At 62.3% G+C, this 15,466-nt stretch carries 14 protein-coding genes; 11 read left to right on the top strand and 3 right to left on the bottom strand.

All coding sequences use genetic code 11. From position 1 onward, the window contains the following. The first annotated feature begins 123 nt into the window (after window positions 1-123). The 11 genes from tssA to HGO40_RS10580 all read left to right on the top strand — a co-directional run bounded on the left by tssA (window position 124) and on the right by HGO40_RS10580 (window position 13,081). Window positions 124-1,155 (top strand): type VI secretion system protein TssA, encoded by a 1,032-nt coding sequence (gene tssA / locus HGO40_RS10630; RefSeq protein WP_250962948.1) that lies wholly within the window; start codon window positions 124-126, stop codon window positions 1,153-1,155. An 81-nt stretch (window positions 1,156-1,236) separates the two neighbouring features. Continuing rightward, window positions 1,237-1,743, top strand: a complete 507-nt coding sequence (tssB, locus tag HGO40_RS10625) for a type VI secretion system contractile sheath small subunit (RefSeq protein WP_003177230.1) — start codon at window positions 1,237-1,239, stop codon at window positions 1,741-1,743. 2 nt (window positions 1,744-1,745) lie between these two features. Continuing rightward, window positions 1,746-3,242, top strand: a complete 1,497-nt coding sequence (gene tssC, locus HGO40_RS10620; RefSeq protein WP_250962947.1) for a type VI secretion system contractile sheath large subunit — start codon at window positions 1,746-1,748, stop codon at window positions 3,240-3,242. Window positions 3,243-3,465: 223 nt separating this feature from the next. Beyond that, window positions 3,466-3,954 (top strand): Hcp family type VI secretion system effector, encoded by a 489-nt coding sequence (locus HGO40_RS10615; protein WP_250962946.1) that lies wholly within the window; start codon window positions 3,466-3,468, stop codon window positions 3,952-3,954. Window positions 3,955-4,035: 81 nt separating this feature from the next. After that, entirely contained in the window at window positions 4,036-4,485 is a 450-nt protein-coding gene (locus HGO40_RS10610) for a type VI secretion system amidase effector protein Tae4 (protein WP_207966139.1), read from the top strand. Next, window positions 4,485-4,922 carry a hypothetical protein gene (locus tag HGO40_RS10605; protein ID WP_250962945.1) on the top strand — a complete coding sequence of 146 codons (438 nt, stop codon included), beginning with the start codon at window positions 4,485-4,487 and terminating at the stop codon, window positions 4,920-4,922. Before HGO40_RS10610 ends, HGO40_RS10605 begins: the two co-directional genes overlap by 1 nt. After that, window positions 4,916-5,428 carry a type VI secretion system baseplate subunit TssE gene (gene tssE, locus HGO40_RS10600; RefSeq protein ID WP_250962944.1) on the top strand — a complete coding sequence of 171 codons (513 nt, stop codon included), beginning with the start codon at window positions 4,916-4,918 and terminating at the stop codon, window positions 5,426-5,428. The genes HGO40_RS10605 and tssE overlap by 7 nt, the downstream gene beginning before the upstream one ends. Next, the gene (gene tssF / locus HGO40_RS10595) at window positions 5,425-7,284 is read left to right on the top strand and encodes a type VI secretion system baseplate subunit TssF (RefSeq protein WP_250962943.1); all 1,860 of its coding nucleotides are present in this window, start codon (window positions 5,425-5,427) and stop codon (window positions 7,282-7,284) included. Before tssE ends, tssF begins: the two co-directional genes overlap by 4 nt. Further along, window positions 7,248-8,297 carry a type VI secretion system baseplate subunit TssG gene (gene tssG / locus HGO40_RS10590; protein WP_198796199.1) on the top strand — a complete coding sequence of 350 codons (1,050 nt, stop codon included), beginning with the start codon at window positions 7,248-7,250 and terminating at the stop codon, window positions 8,295-8,297. The genes tssF and tssG overlap by 37 nt, the downstream gene beginning before the upstream one ends. Continuing rightward, on the top strand, window positions 8,290-10,980 hold the full coding sequence (tssH, locus tag HGO40_RS10585) for a type VI secretion system ATPase TssH (protein WP_250962942.1): 2,691 nt from the start codon (window positions 8,290-8,292) through the stop codon (window positions 10,978-10,980). The genes tssG and tssH overlap by 8 nt, the downstream gene beginning before the upstream one ends. A 160-nt stretch (window positions 10,981-11,140) precedes the next feature. After that, window positions 11,141-13,081 (top strand): type VI secretion system Vgr family protein, encoded by a 1,941-nt coding sequence (locus tag HGO40_RS10580; protein ID WP_250962941.1) that lies wholly within the window; start codon window positions 11,141-11,143, stop codon window positions 13,079-13,081. A gap of 206 nt (window positions 13,082-13,287) precedes the next feature. On the opposite strand, the gene HGO40_RS10575 is transcribed toward HGO40_RS10580, so the two are convergent. From HGO40_RS10575 to HGO40_RS10565, 3 genes are read right to left on the bottom strand one after another with little or no spacing between them, the layout of a single operon-like run. Continuing rightward, on the bottom strand, window positions 13,288-13,551 hold the full coding sequence (locus HGO40_RS10575; protein ID WP_186710278.1) for a hypothetical protein: 264 nt from the start codon (window positions 13,549-13,551) through the stop codon (window positions 13,288-13,290). 19 nt (window positions 13,552-13,570) lie between these two features. Further along, window positions 13,571-14,836: a PAAR domain-containing protein gene (locus HGO40_RS10570; protein ID WP_250962940.1), complete on the bottom strand. Its 1,266-nt coding sequence runs from the start codon at window positions 14,834-14,836 to the stop codon at window positions 13,571-13,573. A gap of 35 nt (window positions 14,837-14,871) precedes the next feature. Then, on the bottom strand, window positions 14,872-15,306 hold the full coding sequence (locus tag HGO40_RS10565) for a DcrB-related protein (protein WP_250962939.1): 435 nt from the start codon (window positions 15,304-15,306) through the stop codon (window positions 14,872-14,874). Between the last annotated feature and the right edge of the window lie 160 nt (window positions 15,307-15,466).

The following is a 15,466-nucleotide window of genomic DNA, read 5'->3' as shown; positions in this document are numbered from 1 at the left end:
GGCACTTTAAAATCATCGCAGATCTAAAGGGCCATTACCTTCAAGGAACATGTGGAGTTTCATCCGAAACTTGCGTGTGAACTGCCCGACTTCTTCAAGCGGGTGATAGGGAGATCGATCCAAGTGGATGTGCCTTTGCTGCTCGCCGCCGTTTCCGCGACTTCGCCGTGCGGTGAAGACCTGGAATATGACGCGGATTTCCTGCGCCTGGAGCGCGACTCCCGAGGCCAACCCGAGCGCAGCATGGGCGACTCGATCCTGCCTGCCGAACCGCCTGAATGGCGCAGCATCCAGCAGCAGAGCCTGGACTTGCTTGCGCGCAGCAAAGACCTGCGCATCACCCATTACCTGATGCAAAGCTCACTGGCCCTCGAAGGCCTGCCGGGCATGGCCCGTGTGCTGACGCTGATCAGCGAGCTGCTCAAGCAATACTGGGCCGAACTGCATCCGCGCCTGGACGCCGATGACGACAACGACCCCACCGTGCGCATCAATGCCCTCGCCGGCCTGACGTCCGATGTCACCATCCGCCTGCTGCGCGAAAGCATCCTGACCCGTTCGCGCACCTTCGGTGCCGTCAGCCTGCGCGCCGCCGCCAATGCCAGCGGCCTGCAAAGTTTCCCGGATGAAAACCTCGGCGCCGAACAGCTCGCCGGGGCCCTGCTCGACAGCGATCCCGAACAGTTGGAGATCACCCGTGCCGCCCTGCTGGAAGCGCGCAGCGCCGCCGAAGCCATCGAGCAGCAGGTCAGCGACCAGGTCGGTTCCGCCCAAGGCGTGGACCTGGGCCCGTTGAAGCAACCGTTGAAAATGGCCCTGCAGATTCTCGGTCAGTTCGCCCCGCAGAGCGGCGACAGCGCCCAGGCCGAGCCCGTCAGCGACGACAGCGCAGCGCCCACCGAACATGCAAGTGTCACAAGCGCACAGCGTAATACCAGCACCATCAGCGGCGACATCAACAACCGCGACGACGTGCTGCGCAGCCTGGACCGGATTCTCGCTTACTACACCCGTCATGAGCCCTCCAGCCCGCTGCCGGTGCTGTTGAACCGGGCCAAGAATCTGGTGCACGCCGACTTCGCGGCCATCGTGCGCAACCTGATTCCCGACGGCATGAGCCAATTTGAAAACCTGCGCGGCCCAGACAGCGAATAAAAAGCGAGCGGATCACGCAGTCACGTCACCGGCACCCCCGATGACGCCAACACCGTCGCTCAAGCGACCAGGAGCAGCAACGTGGCGAAGCAAAGTTCTCAGAAATTCATCGCGCGCAACCGCGCGCCTCGAGTGCAGATCGAGTACGACGTCGAGCTCTACGGCGCCGAGAAAAAGGTCCAGTTGCCCTTCGTCATGGGCGTCATGGCCGACCTCGCCGGCAAGCCCGCCGAGCCTCTGGCACCGGTGGCCGACCGCAAGTTCCTCGAGATCGACGTCGACAACTTCGACTCGCGCCTCAAGGCCATGCAGCCGCGCGTGGCGTTCCATGTGCCTAACGAACTGACCGGCGAAGGCAACCTGAGCCTGGACCTGACGTTCGAAAGCATGGACGACTTCAGCCCGGCGGCCGTCGCCCGCAAGGTCGACTCGCTGAACAAGCTGCTCGAAGCGCGCACCCAATTGGCCAACCTGCTGACCTACATGGACGGCAAGACCGGTGCCGAAGAAATCATCATGAAGGCGATCAAGGACCCAGCGCTGTTGCAGGCCCTGGCGAGCGCGCCGAAGCCAGCACAGGACCAATGATCATGACTGACAATACCGCCCGCGAAGGCGTGCAGAACCTGGGCGCCACCCAAGAAACCAGCGAGTTTGCGTCCCTGCTGCTGCAAGAATTCAAGCCCAAGACCGAGCGTGCCCGCGAAGCCGTTGAAACGGCCGTGCGCACCCTGGCCGAGCAGGCCCTGGCGCAGACCGACCTGGTGTCCAACGACGCCATCAAGTCGATCGAATCGATCATCGCCGCCATCGACGCCAAGCTCACCGCCCAGGTCAACCAGGTCATCCATCACCCGGACTTCCAGCAACTGGAAAGCGCCTGGCGTGGCCTGCACTACCTGGTCAACAACACCGAGACCGATGAGCAGCTCAAGATCCGCGTGCTCAACATCTCCAAGACCGACCTGCACAAGACCCTGAAGAAATTCAAGGGCACCGCGTGGGACCAGAGCCCGCTCTTCAAGAAGATGTACGAAGAAGAATACGGCCAGTTCGGCGGCGAACCTTACGGCTGCCTGGTGGGTGACTACTACTTCGACCAGTCGCCACCAGACGTGGAACTGCTGGGCGAACTGTCGAAAGTCTGCGCGGCCATGCACTCCCCATTCATCGCTGCGGCTTCGCCGACCGTGATGGGCATGGGCTCGTGGCAGGAACTGTCGAACCCGCGCGACCTGACCAAGATCTTCACCACTCCGGAATACGCCGGCTGGCGCTCGCTGCGTGAATCGGAAGACTCGCGCTACATCGGCCTGACCATGCCGCGCTTCCTGGCGCGCCTGCCGTACGGCGCCAAGACCGACCCGGTGGAAGCCTTCGCCTTCGAAGAAAACACCGACGGCGCCGACAGCTCCAAGTACACCTGGGCCAACGCCGCCTACGCGATGGCCGTGAACATCAACCGTTCGTTCAAACACTTCGGCTGGTGCTCGCGCATCCGGGGCGTGGAGTCCGGCGGCGAAGTGGAAAACCTGCCAGCCCACACCTTCCCGACCGACGCCGGTGGCGTGGACATGAAGTGCCCGACCGAAATCGCCATCTCGGACCGCCGTGAAGCGGAACTGGCGAAGAACGGTTTCATGCCGCTGCTGCACAAGAAAAACACCGACTTCGCGGCCTTCATCGGCGCCCAGTCGCTGCAGAAACCGGCCGAATATGACGACCCGGACGCCACCGCCAACGCCAACCTGGCCGCGCGCCTGCCGTACCTGTTCGCCACCTGCCGTTTCGCCCATTACCTCAAGTGCATCGTGCGCGACAAGATCGGTTCCTTCAAAGAGAAGGACGAGATGCAGCGCTGGTTGCAGGACTGGATCCTCAACTACGTCGACGGTGACCCGGCGCACTCCACCGAGACCACCAAGGCCCAGCATCCACTGGCTGCTGCTGAAGTGATCGTCGAAGAAGTCGAAGGCAACCCGGGGTACTACAACTCCAAGTTCTACCTGCGCCCGCACTACCAGCTCGAAGGGCTGACCGTGTCGCTGCGCCTGGTATCGAAACTGCCTTCGGCCAAGGGCGCGTAAAGCTTTACTGAGCGGTACAAGGGCCAATGTGGGAGCGAGCTTGCTCGCGATGGCGGTGGATCAGTTGTCATGAGCATGCCTGACACTCCGCTATCGCGAGCAAGCTCGCTCCCACAGGGGATCTTCAGTGGATTGGAGATCGCCTGCGTAACGTTCAACAGCAGTAATTTCGCAAGGTCAGCGTCAACCAAACAATGTGGTAAAGACCACACAGGGAGAAAACATGGCTGTTGATATTTTCATCAAGATTGGCGACATCAAGGGCGAGTCCATGGACAAGGCCCACAAGGACGAGATCGATGTCCTGAACTGGAGCTGGGGCATGTCCCAGTCCGGCAACATGCACGTGGGCAGCGGCGGCGGTGCGGGCAAGGTCAACGTCCAGGACCTGTCCCTGACCAAGTTCGTCGACAAGGCGTCGCCGAACCTGATGATGCACTGCGCCAGCGGCAAGCACATCGACAAGGTCAAGCTGACCGTGCGCAAGGCCGGCGGTGAAAGCCAGGTCGAGTACATGATCATCAACCTGGAAGAAGTGCTGGTCACGTCCCTGAGCACTGGCGGCTCGGGCAGCGATGATCGCCTGACCGAAAACGTCACCCTGAACTTCGCCAAGGTGCTGGTGGACTACCAGCCACAGAAAGCCGACGGCACCAAGGAAGGCGGTCCGGTCAAGTTCGGCTGGAACATCCGTCAGAACATCAAGGTGTAATCGAACACGCCCCCGGTGCCACGCGCCGGGGGTATTTGGTGCTTGCTCGAATCCAACCCTTTCCCACGTGGTATCTGAGTCATGGCCAAGCCTTCGTTTGTCAATTTGTGGAACAGCTATCCGCCCTACCCGTCCGCCACTCCGGCTTGTGACGGTCCCTATATCAACCAGTGCGCTATTCGTATGAGCATCGCCTTGTGTGGGGAAAAGACCTTACCGGTCAATACTTCGACTTATACGCTGGATCCCAAATGCGCCCATGGACATGCCCGCGGCGCGGAGTCATTGGCCAACTGGCTATGGAAGAAGAACCGCCTCGGCGCGCCGAAGGTCTACACCACCAGCGTGGCAGATCGCACAACGCTGATGGGCAAGACTGGAATCATCTTCTTCAAAGACTGCTACCAACAGAACAGCGACACTGCCGGCCGACCTACGGGTGATCACATCGACCTGTGGAACCGTGGCCTGACCAAGAGCGGTGATCTGTTCTCAAGATCCAAGGCCATCTGGTTCTGGGAGCTTTCGTGATGCGCAGCCCTTTGTTTCTTGCGGCGCTGGCGGCAAGCCTCGTCAGTCTAAGCGCGTGCGCCGGGCAGGAAACAGCCACTGCGCCAGCCCCAATTCAAGCGGTCTTCGTCGGGCATCCAGTAAGCCTGACTGACGTTCAAGGTCGCTGCACGCTCGTTAAACCTGACCAAAGCCACCAGACGCTCGATATGGAATGGCCTTGCCAGTTCAGCCTGGGTCCGGACAAGCAACTGCGTGTGGAGACGTTCAACCAAGTGCCGATTTTCTTGGTCGAACGCAGCGAACACATGCCCGCTCCCAGCCGCGATTGCTTGACCAAAATTCAAGCAGTACGCCTGATCAAGGAAACACTGGAAGTCTCGGATGTGAGTCAGTTCGCCTCCTGCGGCCCTGGCCAATGGGATCAAAAAATGTATACGGCGCTCTTTCGGTGGTAACCGAAATTGCCACCCGCGATCGCCTGCAACCGTCCCTGCTGGACCGGTTGACCGACGACGATCCGACCAACCCCAAGGAAAGCGCCGACAAGCGCGTGCTCTCCCTGACCCAATTGAAAGCCTCGGTGTTGCGTGCCCTGGCGTGGCTGCTCAACACCACGTCATTGCTCGACGCCGATGCCACGCTGCACACCCCGGCGGGCACTTCGGTGGTGAATTTCGGGTTGCCGGCGCTGGCCGGCAACAGCGCGTCGAACGTCGATGTCTCGGCCCTGGAAACCTTGATCCACCAGGCCATTGCCACCTTCGAACCGCGCATCCTGCGCCACACCCTGCGGGTGCGGGCCCGGGCGACGGCCGAGATGAACCACAACGCGCTGAGTTTCGAGATCGAAGGCGACCTCTGGGCCCAGCCGGTGCCGCTGCGGCTGATGCTGCAAACTGATCTGGACCTGGAAACCGGCCATGTGCGCGTGGTCAACGCCGACCAGCGGAGACGCCCATGAACCCGCGCCTGTTGGAGCTGTACAACCAGGAACTGCACCATGTGCGCGAAAGCGCGGCGGAGTTCGCGAAGGAATACCCTAAGATCGCCAGTCGGCTGACCTTGGCCGGCATGGACTGCGCCGACCCGTATGTCGAGCGCCTGCTCGAAGGCTTCGCCTACCTGACGGCCCGGGTTCAGCTCAAGCTCGATGCCGAGTACCCGACCTTCACCCACAACCTGCTGGAAATCGCCTACCCGCATTACTTGGCGCCGACGCCGTCGATGACCGTGGTGCAAATGCAGGCCGACCCGGACGAAGGCTCGCTGAGCAGTGGTTTCCCGCTGCCCCGCGACACCGTCCTGCGCGCCGCCCTGGGTCGCGAAACCCAGACCTGCTGCGAGTACCGCACCGCCCACGCGGTGACGTTGTGGCCGTTGCAGGTCAGCCAGGCCGAATACTTCGGCAACCCGTCCGCCGTGCTCGGGCGCCTGGCCGCCAGTGAGCCGAAAGCCAAGGCCGGCCTGCGCCTGACCCTGCGCACCGGCGCCGAACTGCCGTTCAACAGCCTGGCCCTGGACAACCTGCCGCTGTACTTGAGCGGCGCCGATGAGCAGCCTTTCCGCCTCTACGAACAACTGCTGGGCAATGCCTGCGCGGTGTTCGCCCGCAAGCCCGGCGGCGACTGGGTGGAGCGGCTGCCCCAGGATGCGTTGCGCTCGCGTGGTTTCGACGACGCCGATGCCGCGTTGCCGGTGGTGTCGCGGGCCTTCCAGGGCTATCGCCTGTTGCAGGAATACTTCGCCCTGCCCCACCGCTTCCTGTTTGTCGACTTCACTCAGTTGGGCCGTGCGGTCAAGCGCTGCGACGGCCAGGAACTGGAGCTGATCGTGTTGTTCGACCGTCACGATCCGAGCCTGGAAGGCAGCGTGGGTGCTTCGCAGTTCCTACCGTTCTGCACCCCGGCCATCAACCTGTTTCCCAAGCGCCTGGATCGCATCCACCTGTCGGAACGGGTCAACGAACACCACGTGATCGCCGACCGCACCCGGCCGATGGATTTCGAAGTGCATTCCCTGAGTGGCCTCACTGGCCACGGCACCGGGCCGGAGCAACCGTTCCTGCCGTTCTACGCCGTGCGCGATCCGTCCCGTTATGGCCGCGACCTGGCCTACTACACCGTGCGGCGCGAACCGCGCGTGCTGTCCAGCGACCAACGACGCAACGGCCCGCGCTCGACCTACATCGGCAGCGAAACCTTCGTCAGCCTGGTGGACAGCCAGCAAGCGCCCTACCGCCACGACCTGCGCCAACTCGGCGTGACCGCGCTGTGCACCAACCGCGACCTGCCGCTGTTCATGAGCGTGGGCAACGGCAAGACCGATTTCACCCTGGCCGACAGTGCCCCGGTGGGCGCCGTGCGCTGCGTGGCCGGACCCAGTCGACCCCGGGCCAGCCATGCCCACGATGCCAAGGCCTGGCGGTTGATCAGCCAGTTGTCGCTGAACTACTTGTCGTTGAGCGAACAAGGCCAAGGCGCCGCCGCCCTGCGCGAACTGCTGCGCCTGTACGGCGACAGCAACGACGCGGCCTTGCAATTGCAGATCGAAGGCCTGCGGGAAGTCAGCAGCAAGGCCTGCACCCGGCGCTTGCCGATGCCCGGCCCGATCGTGTTCGGTCGAGGCCTGGAGATCACCCTGGAATTTGATGAAAACGCGTTTCGCGGCACCGGGGTGTTCCTGCTCGGTGCGGTGTTCGAGCGCTTCCTGGCACGCTACGTGTCGATCAACAGTTTTACCGAGACGGTGATCCGTACCACCGAACGCGGCGAGATCATGCGATGGAAAGCCAAGCCCGGACGTCGTCCGACCCTGTGAGTACCCTGGAGGCGATGCACCAGGAACCCTGGGAATACGACTTCTTCCAGGCGTTGCGGCGCATCGAGTGCGAATCCCCCGAGCTGCCGCGCCTGGGCCATTCCCTGCGCCTGGCCGATGACCCGTTGCGCCTCGGGCAACAGGCCGACTGCACCTTCGCCCCGGCCACCCTCGCCTCGGTGCAACCGGGCGGCGACGGTACGCCGGCGCGCCTGGAGCAATTCTTTTTTGGCCTCGGCGGCCCCAACGGCCCGATGCCGTTGCACATCACCGAATACGTGCGCGAGCGCCAGCGCAACAATGGCGACAGCACCAGCAAGCGCTTTCTCGATGTGTTCCACCATCGCCTGCTCAGCCTGTTCTACCGGGCCTGGGCCGAAGCGCGGCCGACGGTCAGCCATGACCGTCCGGACGATGACTATTGGTCGGCGCGCCTGGCGGCACTCAGCGGCCGGGGCATGCCGAGCCTGCTCAACCAGGGGCTGATTCCCGACACGGCGAAGCTGCATTACAGCGGCCACCTGTCGGCGCAGACCCGCTACCCGGACGGTTTGAAGGCGATCCTCAGCGAGTACTTCGGCCTGCCGGTGGAGATCGAAGAATACGTCGGCCAATGGCTGGAACTGCCCGAGCGCAGCCGCGTCGGTGTCAACGCGCAATTAGGCGTGGACTTCTGCCTGGGCCGCTTCGTGTGGGATCGCCAGCACAAATTCCGCATTCGCCTGGGGCCACTCAAGCTCGTTGACTACATGGGCATGCTGCCCGGCAGCCAACCGTTCAACGAGCTGGTGGCCTGGGTTGCCGAATACCTGGGCCACGAGTTGGACTGGGACCTGAACCTGGTCCTGGAACAGCCCGAAGTGCCCGCACTACAACTCAATGGCCGTTTCCGCCTGGGCTTCAACACCTGGCTGGGACGTCCTGAAAAAGATGCCAACGATTTAATACTGGCCCGGCATTACGCCGAACAGGCCAACACCTCACAGACCTCAAGGAGCCATGAGCATGGGTGAAATCAGTCGCGCCGCGTTGTTCGGCAAACTCAACAGCGTGGCCTACAAAGCCATCGAAGCCGCCACCGTGTTCTGCAAGTTGCGCGGTAACCCTTATGTGGAACTGGCCCACTGGTTTCACCAGTTGCTGCAACTGCAGGACTCGGACCTGCACCGCATCATCCGCCAGTTCAACATCGAGCCGGCGCGCCTGGCCCGTGACCTGACCGAGGCATTGGATCGTTTGCCACGGGGTTCGACGTCGATCACCGACTTGTCCTCCCACGTGGAAGAAGCCGTGGAACGCGGCTGGGTCTATGGCAGCCTGATGTTCGGCGAAAGCCAGGTGCGCACCGGTTACCTGGTGCTGGGCATCCTCAAGACACCAAGCCTGCGCCACGCGCTGCTTGGCCTGTCGTCGGAGTTCGACAAGGTCAAGGTCGAAGCCCTGAGCGAACGCTTTGACGAATACGTCGGCGACTCGCCGGAAAACGCCCTGACCGCCAGCGACGGTTTCAATGCCGGCGCCGTGCCGGGCGAAGCCAGCGGCGCCATGGCCCCTGCCGCCATGGGCAAGCAGGAAGCCCTCAAGCGCTTCACCGTCGACCTCACCGAGCAGGCCCGCAGCGGCAAGCTCGACCCGATCGTCGGCCGTGACGAAGAGATCCGCCAACTGGTGGACATCCTCATGCGCCGCCGGCAGAACAACCCGATCCTCACCGGCGAAGCCGGCGTGGGCAAGACCGCTGTGGTCGAAGGCTTCGCCCTGCGCATCGTCGCCGGCGACGTGCCACCGGCCCTCAAGGACGTGGAATTGCGCAGCCTCGACGTGGGCCTGTTGCAGGCCGGCGCGAGCATGAAAGGCGAATTCGAACAGCGCCTGCGCCAGGTCATCGAAGACGTCCAGGCCTCGCCCAAGCCGATCATCCTGTTCATCGACGAAGCCCACACCCTGGTGGGTGCGGGTGGCGCCGCCGGCACGGGCGATGCGGCCAACCTGCTCAAACCGGCGTTGGCCCGCGGCACCTTGCGCACCGTGGCCGCCACAACCTGGGCCGAGTACAAGAAGCACATCGAAAAAGACCCGGCCCTGACCCGCCGTTTCCAAGTAGTGCAAGTGGCCGAGCCGTCGGAAGACAAGGCCCTGCTGATGATGCGCGGCGTGGCCGCGACCATGGAAAAACACCACCAGGTGCAGATCCTCGACGAAGCCCTGGAAGCCTCGGTCAAGCTGTCCCACCGCTACATTCCCGCGCGCCAGTTGCCGGACAAATCCGAGAGCCTGCTGGACACCGCCTGCGCCCGCGTCGCCATCAGCCTGCACGCCGTGCCGGCCGAAGTGGACGACAGCCGGCGGCGCATCGAAGCGCTGGAAACCGAGCTGCAAATCATCGCCCGTGAGCACGCGATTGGCGTGGTCATCGGCACCCGCCAGACCCCCAGCGAACGCCTGCTGAGCGCCGAGCGCGAGCGCCTGGCCGCGCTGGAACGCCGCTGGGCCGAAGAGAAAACCCTGGTGGACGAACTGCTGGAAACCCGCGCGACCCTGCGCGAACGCGTCGGCGTGGTGGACAGCGAAGACAACAGCGCAGCTTCTGACAACGAAAGCCACCACCTGCGCGAGAAACTGGTGGACCTGCAACAGCGCCTGACCGCCCTGCAAGGCGAAACCCCGTTGATCCTGCCGACCGTGGATTACCAGGCCGGGGCCTCGGTGGTCGCCGACTGGACCGGTATCCCGGTGGGCCGCATGGCCCGCAACGAACTGGAAACCGTGCTCAACCTCGCCCAGCACCTGAAAAAACGCATCATCGGCCAGGACCATGCCTTGCAGATGATTGCCAAGCGCATCCAGACCTCCCGCGCCGGCCTCGACAACCCGAGCAAGCCGATTGGCGTGTTCATGCTTGCCGGCACCTCCGGCGTGGGCAAGACCGAAACCGCCCTGGCCCTGGCCGAAGCCATGTATGGCGGCGAGCAGAACGTCATCACCATCAATATGAGCGAGTTCCAGGAAGCCCACACCGTGTCCACCCTCAAGGGCGCGCCACCGGGCTACATCGGCTACGGCGAAGGCGGTGTGCTGACCGAAGCCGTGCGGCGCAAACCGTACAGCGTGGTACTGCTGGACGAAGTGGAAAAAGCCCACCCGGACGTGCATGAAATCTTCTTCCAGGTGTTCGACAAAGGCGTGATGGAGGACGGCGAAGGCCGGGTGATCGACTTCAAGAACACCTTGATCCTGCTGACCACCAACGCCGGCACCGAGTTGATCGCCCAGGTCTGCAAGGACCCGCAGAACGTGCCCGAGCCGGAAGAGATCGCCAAGGCGTTGCGCCAGCCGCTGCTGGAGATTTTCCCGCCGGCCTTGCTCGGCCGCCTGGTGACGATCCCGTACTACCCGCTCAGCGATGAGATGCTCAAGGCCATCACCCGCCTGCAACTCAACCGCATCAAGAAGCGCGTGGAAAGCACCCACAAAGTCGCCTTCGACTACGACGATGCGGTGATCGATTTGATCGTCTCGCGTTGCACCGAAACCGAAAGCGGCGGGCGCATGATCGACACCATCCTGACCAACAGCCTGCTGCCGGACATGAGCCGCGAGTTCCTGACCCGCATGCTCGAAGGCAAGGCCTTGGCCGGCGTGCGGATCAGCGCCGTGGACAACGAACTGAAGTACGATTTCAGCGACGCGGCCTGACCCGAAGTAACACCGCATAACCCTGTGGGAGCGAGCTTGCTCGCGATAGCGCAGTCACATTCAACATCCATGTTGACTGACATACCGTTATCGCGAGCAAGCTCGCTCCCACAGTGGGTATTGGGTTCCTTCAGTTACTACCATTTGCACGGAACATTCGATGTTATTCAACCAAGCCACCCGCCTGGCCAAGATCACCAGCCCCCTCGGGCCCGAGGTTCTGCTGCTCAAGGACATGGGCGGCGGTGAAGAGCTGGGGCGGCTGTTCAACTACGAGTTGCAGTTGCATTCGCTGGACAACGCCATCGACCTCAACCAATTGCTCGGCAAGCCCATGTGCGTGAGCCTGCAGCTCGATGGCGGTGGCGAGCGCTACTTCCATGGCATCGTCGCCCGTTGCAGCCAGAACGTCGACCAGGGCCAGTTCGCCAGCTACCAGGCCACCTTGCGCCCGTGGCTGTGGCTGCTGACCCGCACCTCCGATTGCCGGATCTTCCAGAACCTGACCATCCCGCAGATTATCAAGCAGGGGTTCCGCGACCTGGGCTTTTCGGATTTCGAAGATGCCTTGAGCCGGCCTTATCGCGAGTGGGAATACTGCGTCCAGTACCGCGAGACCAGTTTTGATTTCGTCAGCCGTTTGATGGAACAGGAAGGCATTTACTACTTCTTCCGCCATGAGCAGGGCCGTCATGTACTGGTGATGGCCGACGCTTATGGCGCCCACGCCCCTGCACCCGGCTACGCATCGGTGCCCTACTACCCGAAGAATGAGCAGCAGCGCGAGCGCGATCATATTCATGATTGGCACCTGGCCCAGGAAGTCCAACCGGGTTCGTTGGAGCTCAACGACTACGACTTCCAGCGCCCGAGTGCACACATTGATGTGCGTGCGGCCATGCCGCGCCCGCACACCGCCGGCGATTATCCTCTGTACGACTACCCGGGCACCTACGTGCAAAGCGCCGACGGCGAACACTACGCCCGCACCCGCATCGAGGCCTTGCAGACCCTGCACGAGCAAGTCGAGTTGTCGGGCAACGCCCGGGGCCTGGGTTCGGGGCATTTGTTCAGCCTCACGGGTTTTAGCCGCCAGGACCAGAACCGCGAGTACCTGATCGTCGGCGCTCGCTACTACCTCTCCCAGGAAAGCGGCGAGACCGGTGGCGGCGCGCCTTCAGCACAATTCGAAAGCAGCCTGACCTGCATCAATGCCCAGCAAAGCTATCGCCCCTTGGCGATTACCCATCGCCCGATCGTCAAGGGCCCGCAGACTGCGTTGGTGGTCGGGCCCAAGGGCGAGGAAATCTGGACCGATCAGTTCGGCCGGGTGAAGGTGCATTTCTATTGGGACCGTCACGACCAGTCCAATGAAAACAGCTCGTGCTGGATTCGGGTGTCGCAGGCATGGGCAGGCAAGAATTGGGGCTCGGTGCAGATCCCGCGCATTGGTCAGGAAGTGATCGTTAGCTTCCTTGAAGGCGACCCCGACCGGCCCATCGTCACCGGTCGCGTGTACAACGCCGAACAAACCGTGCCCTATGCGCTGCCCGCCAATGCCACCCAGAGCGGCACCAAAAGCCGTTCGAGCAAGGGCGGCACGCCGGCGAATTTCAACGAAATCCGCATGGAAGACAAGAAAGGCGCCGAGCAGTTGTACATCCATGCCGAGCGCAACCAGGACATCGTGGTCGAGGTGGACGAGAGCCATTCGGTGGGCCACGACCGCAATAAAAGCATCGGCCACAACGAAACCGTACGCATTGGCCAAGACCGACTACGGGCCGTGCAGCGCAACGATGCCTTGCTCGTCGGCGGCACCAAGAGCGACAGCATCAGCACCCAATACCTCGTGGAAGCGGGCTCGCAGATTCGACTGGTGTGTGGCAAAAGCGTGCTGGAGTTCAATGCCAGTGGCGAGATCAACATCTCGGGCACCGCCTTCAACATCTACGCCAGTGGCAATGGCAACATCGACACCGGCGGCCGTTTGGACTTGAACTCCGGAGGCGCCAGCGAAGTGGATGCCAAGGGCAAGGGCATCAAGGGTGTGATTGATGCGGCGGTAAAAGCGTTGTTCCCAGCAAGGGCCAAACACTGAGGCTCATCGCCGGAGCAACCCTGGCTGCAACGCTGCTCATTTAAGTAAACGATGATCCCGTGGCGAGGGAGCTTGCTCCCGCTTGAGTGCGAAGCGCTCACCAAAGGGGCTGCTACGCAGCCCAGCGGGAGCAAGCTCCCTCGCCACGGGGTCTATCTACAGCCTCAACGTGAACAGCAGTGCCGCCTCACAGGCCCTTTCGACGATCAGATGGCCGTGCCGCGATTCGTTCCCGGCGCGACAATCAACAGCTCATCCAGCTCACGCTTTTTGCAGCGGGCCACAAACGGCAGCGCGGCGTCCGGGTCACGCTTGAACAGCTCGAAGGTCGCCTGATTGATTTCGTAGTATTCCTCGTAGTCGGCCATGCCATTGCTGACCGGTATGGACACGTAGAACCGACCCGAATCTTGTTCGATACCCACGGAAAACATGTGCTCGCGACTGACCAGAACATCTTGAAATTTCATAACTTGCCTACCTCTACCATCATAATGGCGTCCAACTGAAGTCTTTGGGCGAAATGCCCCCGGCATCGATGACCGCCTCGCTGGCACCGGTCGGCAGCTTGCCGCCAGGAATCCAGAATTCGTTGGCGCCGGCCTCGTTACCTGACGGAATCCGCAGGTTCATGTCTTTAGGCGCGGGAATATCGACCCGAACCAGCGTACTATTTTCCAAGGTGTTTTCTGGCAGCCCCAGCGCCTTCTCCAACGCCCGCTTGTCACCCTTGGCATTGGCAACCAATTGATCGGCTTCAGCCTTGGGCATGAGGAATGTCGTGCCATCGCGCTGGGCGATGCCGTACTTGTCCAGGTTGGCCTTTGTGGTGAAGCGTGAGGCGCCGTTTTCGAACTGGGCCAAGTGTTCTTTCACATACTGGGGTGACAAGTACTTGTCGGCGTCGGGTCGCGAGCCTTTCGGCATGGCCAGGATATCGGCCTCGGTGACGCCAGGCTTGTACTTGGGCGGCGGCAGTTCGGCAGGCTTGGCGGCCTTGGCCATTTTCGGGCTCAGCCCCAGCATGGCCATGCCGGCGACACCTTGCAGCAGGTCCCGATAGCCAGGCCCCAGGCGGTCACCTAAATCGCCGAGAAGCTCCATGCCCCCCACGATCAACCCGCCCACCACCACGAATTCGACGAGCACGGCGATACCCGCCATGGCGGCCATGACCAACGCAGCACCTGCCGCCAATAGCCCCAACACTTCCAACCCGGAATGCATCCACCCTTCAAGGTCCAGGACAAACGCCACCGACACCGTCGGCCCGCCGATGAAGGTATTCGGGCTGCCCGTCTTGATGTGAGCGCCACAGACCATTTTGCTGTGCAGGCGCGCCGCCGGTTTGCCGTTGATGAACACCGTGGCGCTGCCTTCGGCGATCAACACCGGGAAGGGCCAGATCGGGTGGTTCATCGGCAGCCCGGTGCAGGACGACGAAACGTCTTCGCCCGCCCGCATGGCATTGCGGTCGTTGATGTAGACGTTGAAGCTGCCCATGATCAACGCCCCCGTGGTGGGTTCGGGCAGGTTGAAGATGGTGGAAAGGCCTTTGACGATCTGGAACATCGACAAGCCGCCAGCGGCAATCGAGCCGGCCATGATCGCCAGCGCCACACCGCCCGTGGCCACCGTCGCGGCAACGACCGCGGCGCCAATCAAGGCGCCGGCCACGGCTCCGGCGACCATCGCGGCCAACCCGAACCCGTGGGCTATTTCATCACCCAGACGTGCTGCAGCCTGTGCATCCATGATGTGTATGAGTACTCAGTGGGACGTGTCGATGCTCAGGCAATCGGAGGCTGTGGCTTGAACGAATGCATCGCCAGCTTCCAGGCCGGCTCGTGATAAGGGAAATCGCTCGGCGTGGTGGTCAAGGTGGTGATCAGCACCGCCGGCTGACGCTCGATGAACACCTGGCGCAGCATCAGTTCACGCCCCTCGCGTTGCCAGGTGTAATCCAGCAACGTGGTGGTGAGCCCCTGCAACACCGTGTCCCAGCGCTGCACCAGCTTGAAGCCCGGCAGTTGCTGCTCGGCGCTTTTGAGCTGGCGGTCAACGTACTCGGCAAAGGGCGAGTCGCCCTGGGTGGCATCGCGGCTGATTACAAAACTGGCTTCTTTAGCGGGACCGACGGCCGGCAGCTTGAAAATATTGATGCTCTGGTCCTGCCAGGCATCGGGAATTTCGAGATCGGCTTCTTGAATGCGGTAAGAGGTCACAGTAATCGCTTTCCATGGACGTGAGGTGACGCGCGAAGGAGCAGATATTCAAGTAATGCCTGGGAACAATCAAGAACCGGGTTCCTCTGCCCCGCGTAACAAACTACATTATGCGATCAGCGTCACTACTCTAGCGATCAAGCGCCCCGTAGGAGCTGCC

Source organism: Pseudomonas sp. CG7 (assembly GCF_023701885.1).
In the GTDB taxonomy this organism is placed as follows: Bacteria; Pseudomonadota; Gammaproteobacteria; order Pseudomonadales; family Pseudomonadaceae; genus Aquipseudomonas; species Aquipseudomonas zanjanensis.
Note: the sequence above shows the minus strand (reverse complement) of the source record. Positions and strands in the feature narration are given on the sequence as shown.

Coding starts and splice junctions, on each gene's coding strand:
- tssC (WP_250962947.1), top strand. CDS start 1,746: ATGACTGACAATACCGCCCGCGAAGGCGTGCAGAACCTGGGCGCCACC.
- HGO40_RS10615 (WP_250962946.1), top strand. CDS start 3,466: ATGGCTGTTGATATTTTCATCAAGATTGGCGACATCAAGGGCGAGTCC.
- HGO40_RS10610 (WP_207966139.1), top strand. CDS start 4,036: ATGGCCAAGCCTTCGTTTGTCAATTTGTGGAACAGCTATCCGCCCTAC.
- HGO40_RS10605 (WP_250962945.1), top strand. CDS start 4,485: ATGCGCAGCCCTTTGTTTCTTGCGGCGCTGGCGGCAAGCCTCGTCAGT.
- tssF (WP_250962943.1), top strand. CDS start 5,425: ATGAACCCGCGCCTGTTGGAGCTGTACAACCAGGAACTGCACCATGTG.
- tssG (WP_198796199.1), top strand. CDS start 7,248: ATGGAAAGCCAAGCCCGGACGTCGTCCGACCCTGTGAGTACCCTGGAG.
- tssH (WP_250962942.1), top strand. CDS start 8,290: ATGGGTGAAATCAGTCGCGCCGCGTTGTTCGGCAAACTCAACAGCGTG.
- HGO40_RS10580 (WP_250962941.1), top strand. CDS start 11,141: ATGTTATTCAACCAAGCCACCCGCCTGGCCAAGATCACCAGCCCCCTC.
- HGO40_RS10575 (WP_186710278.1), bottom strand. CDS start 13,551: ATGAAATTTCAAGATGTTCTGGTCAGTCGCGAGCACATGTTTTCCGTG.
- HGO40_RS10570 (WP_250962940.1), bottom strand. CDS start 14,836: ATGGATGCACAGGCTGCAGCACGTCTGGGTGATGAAATAGCCCACGGG.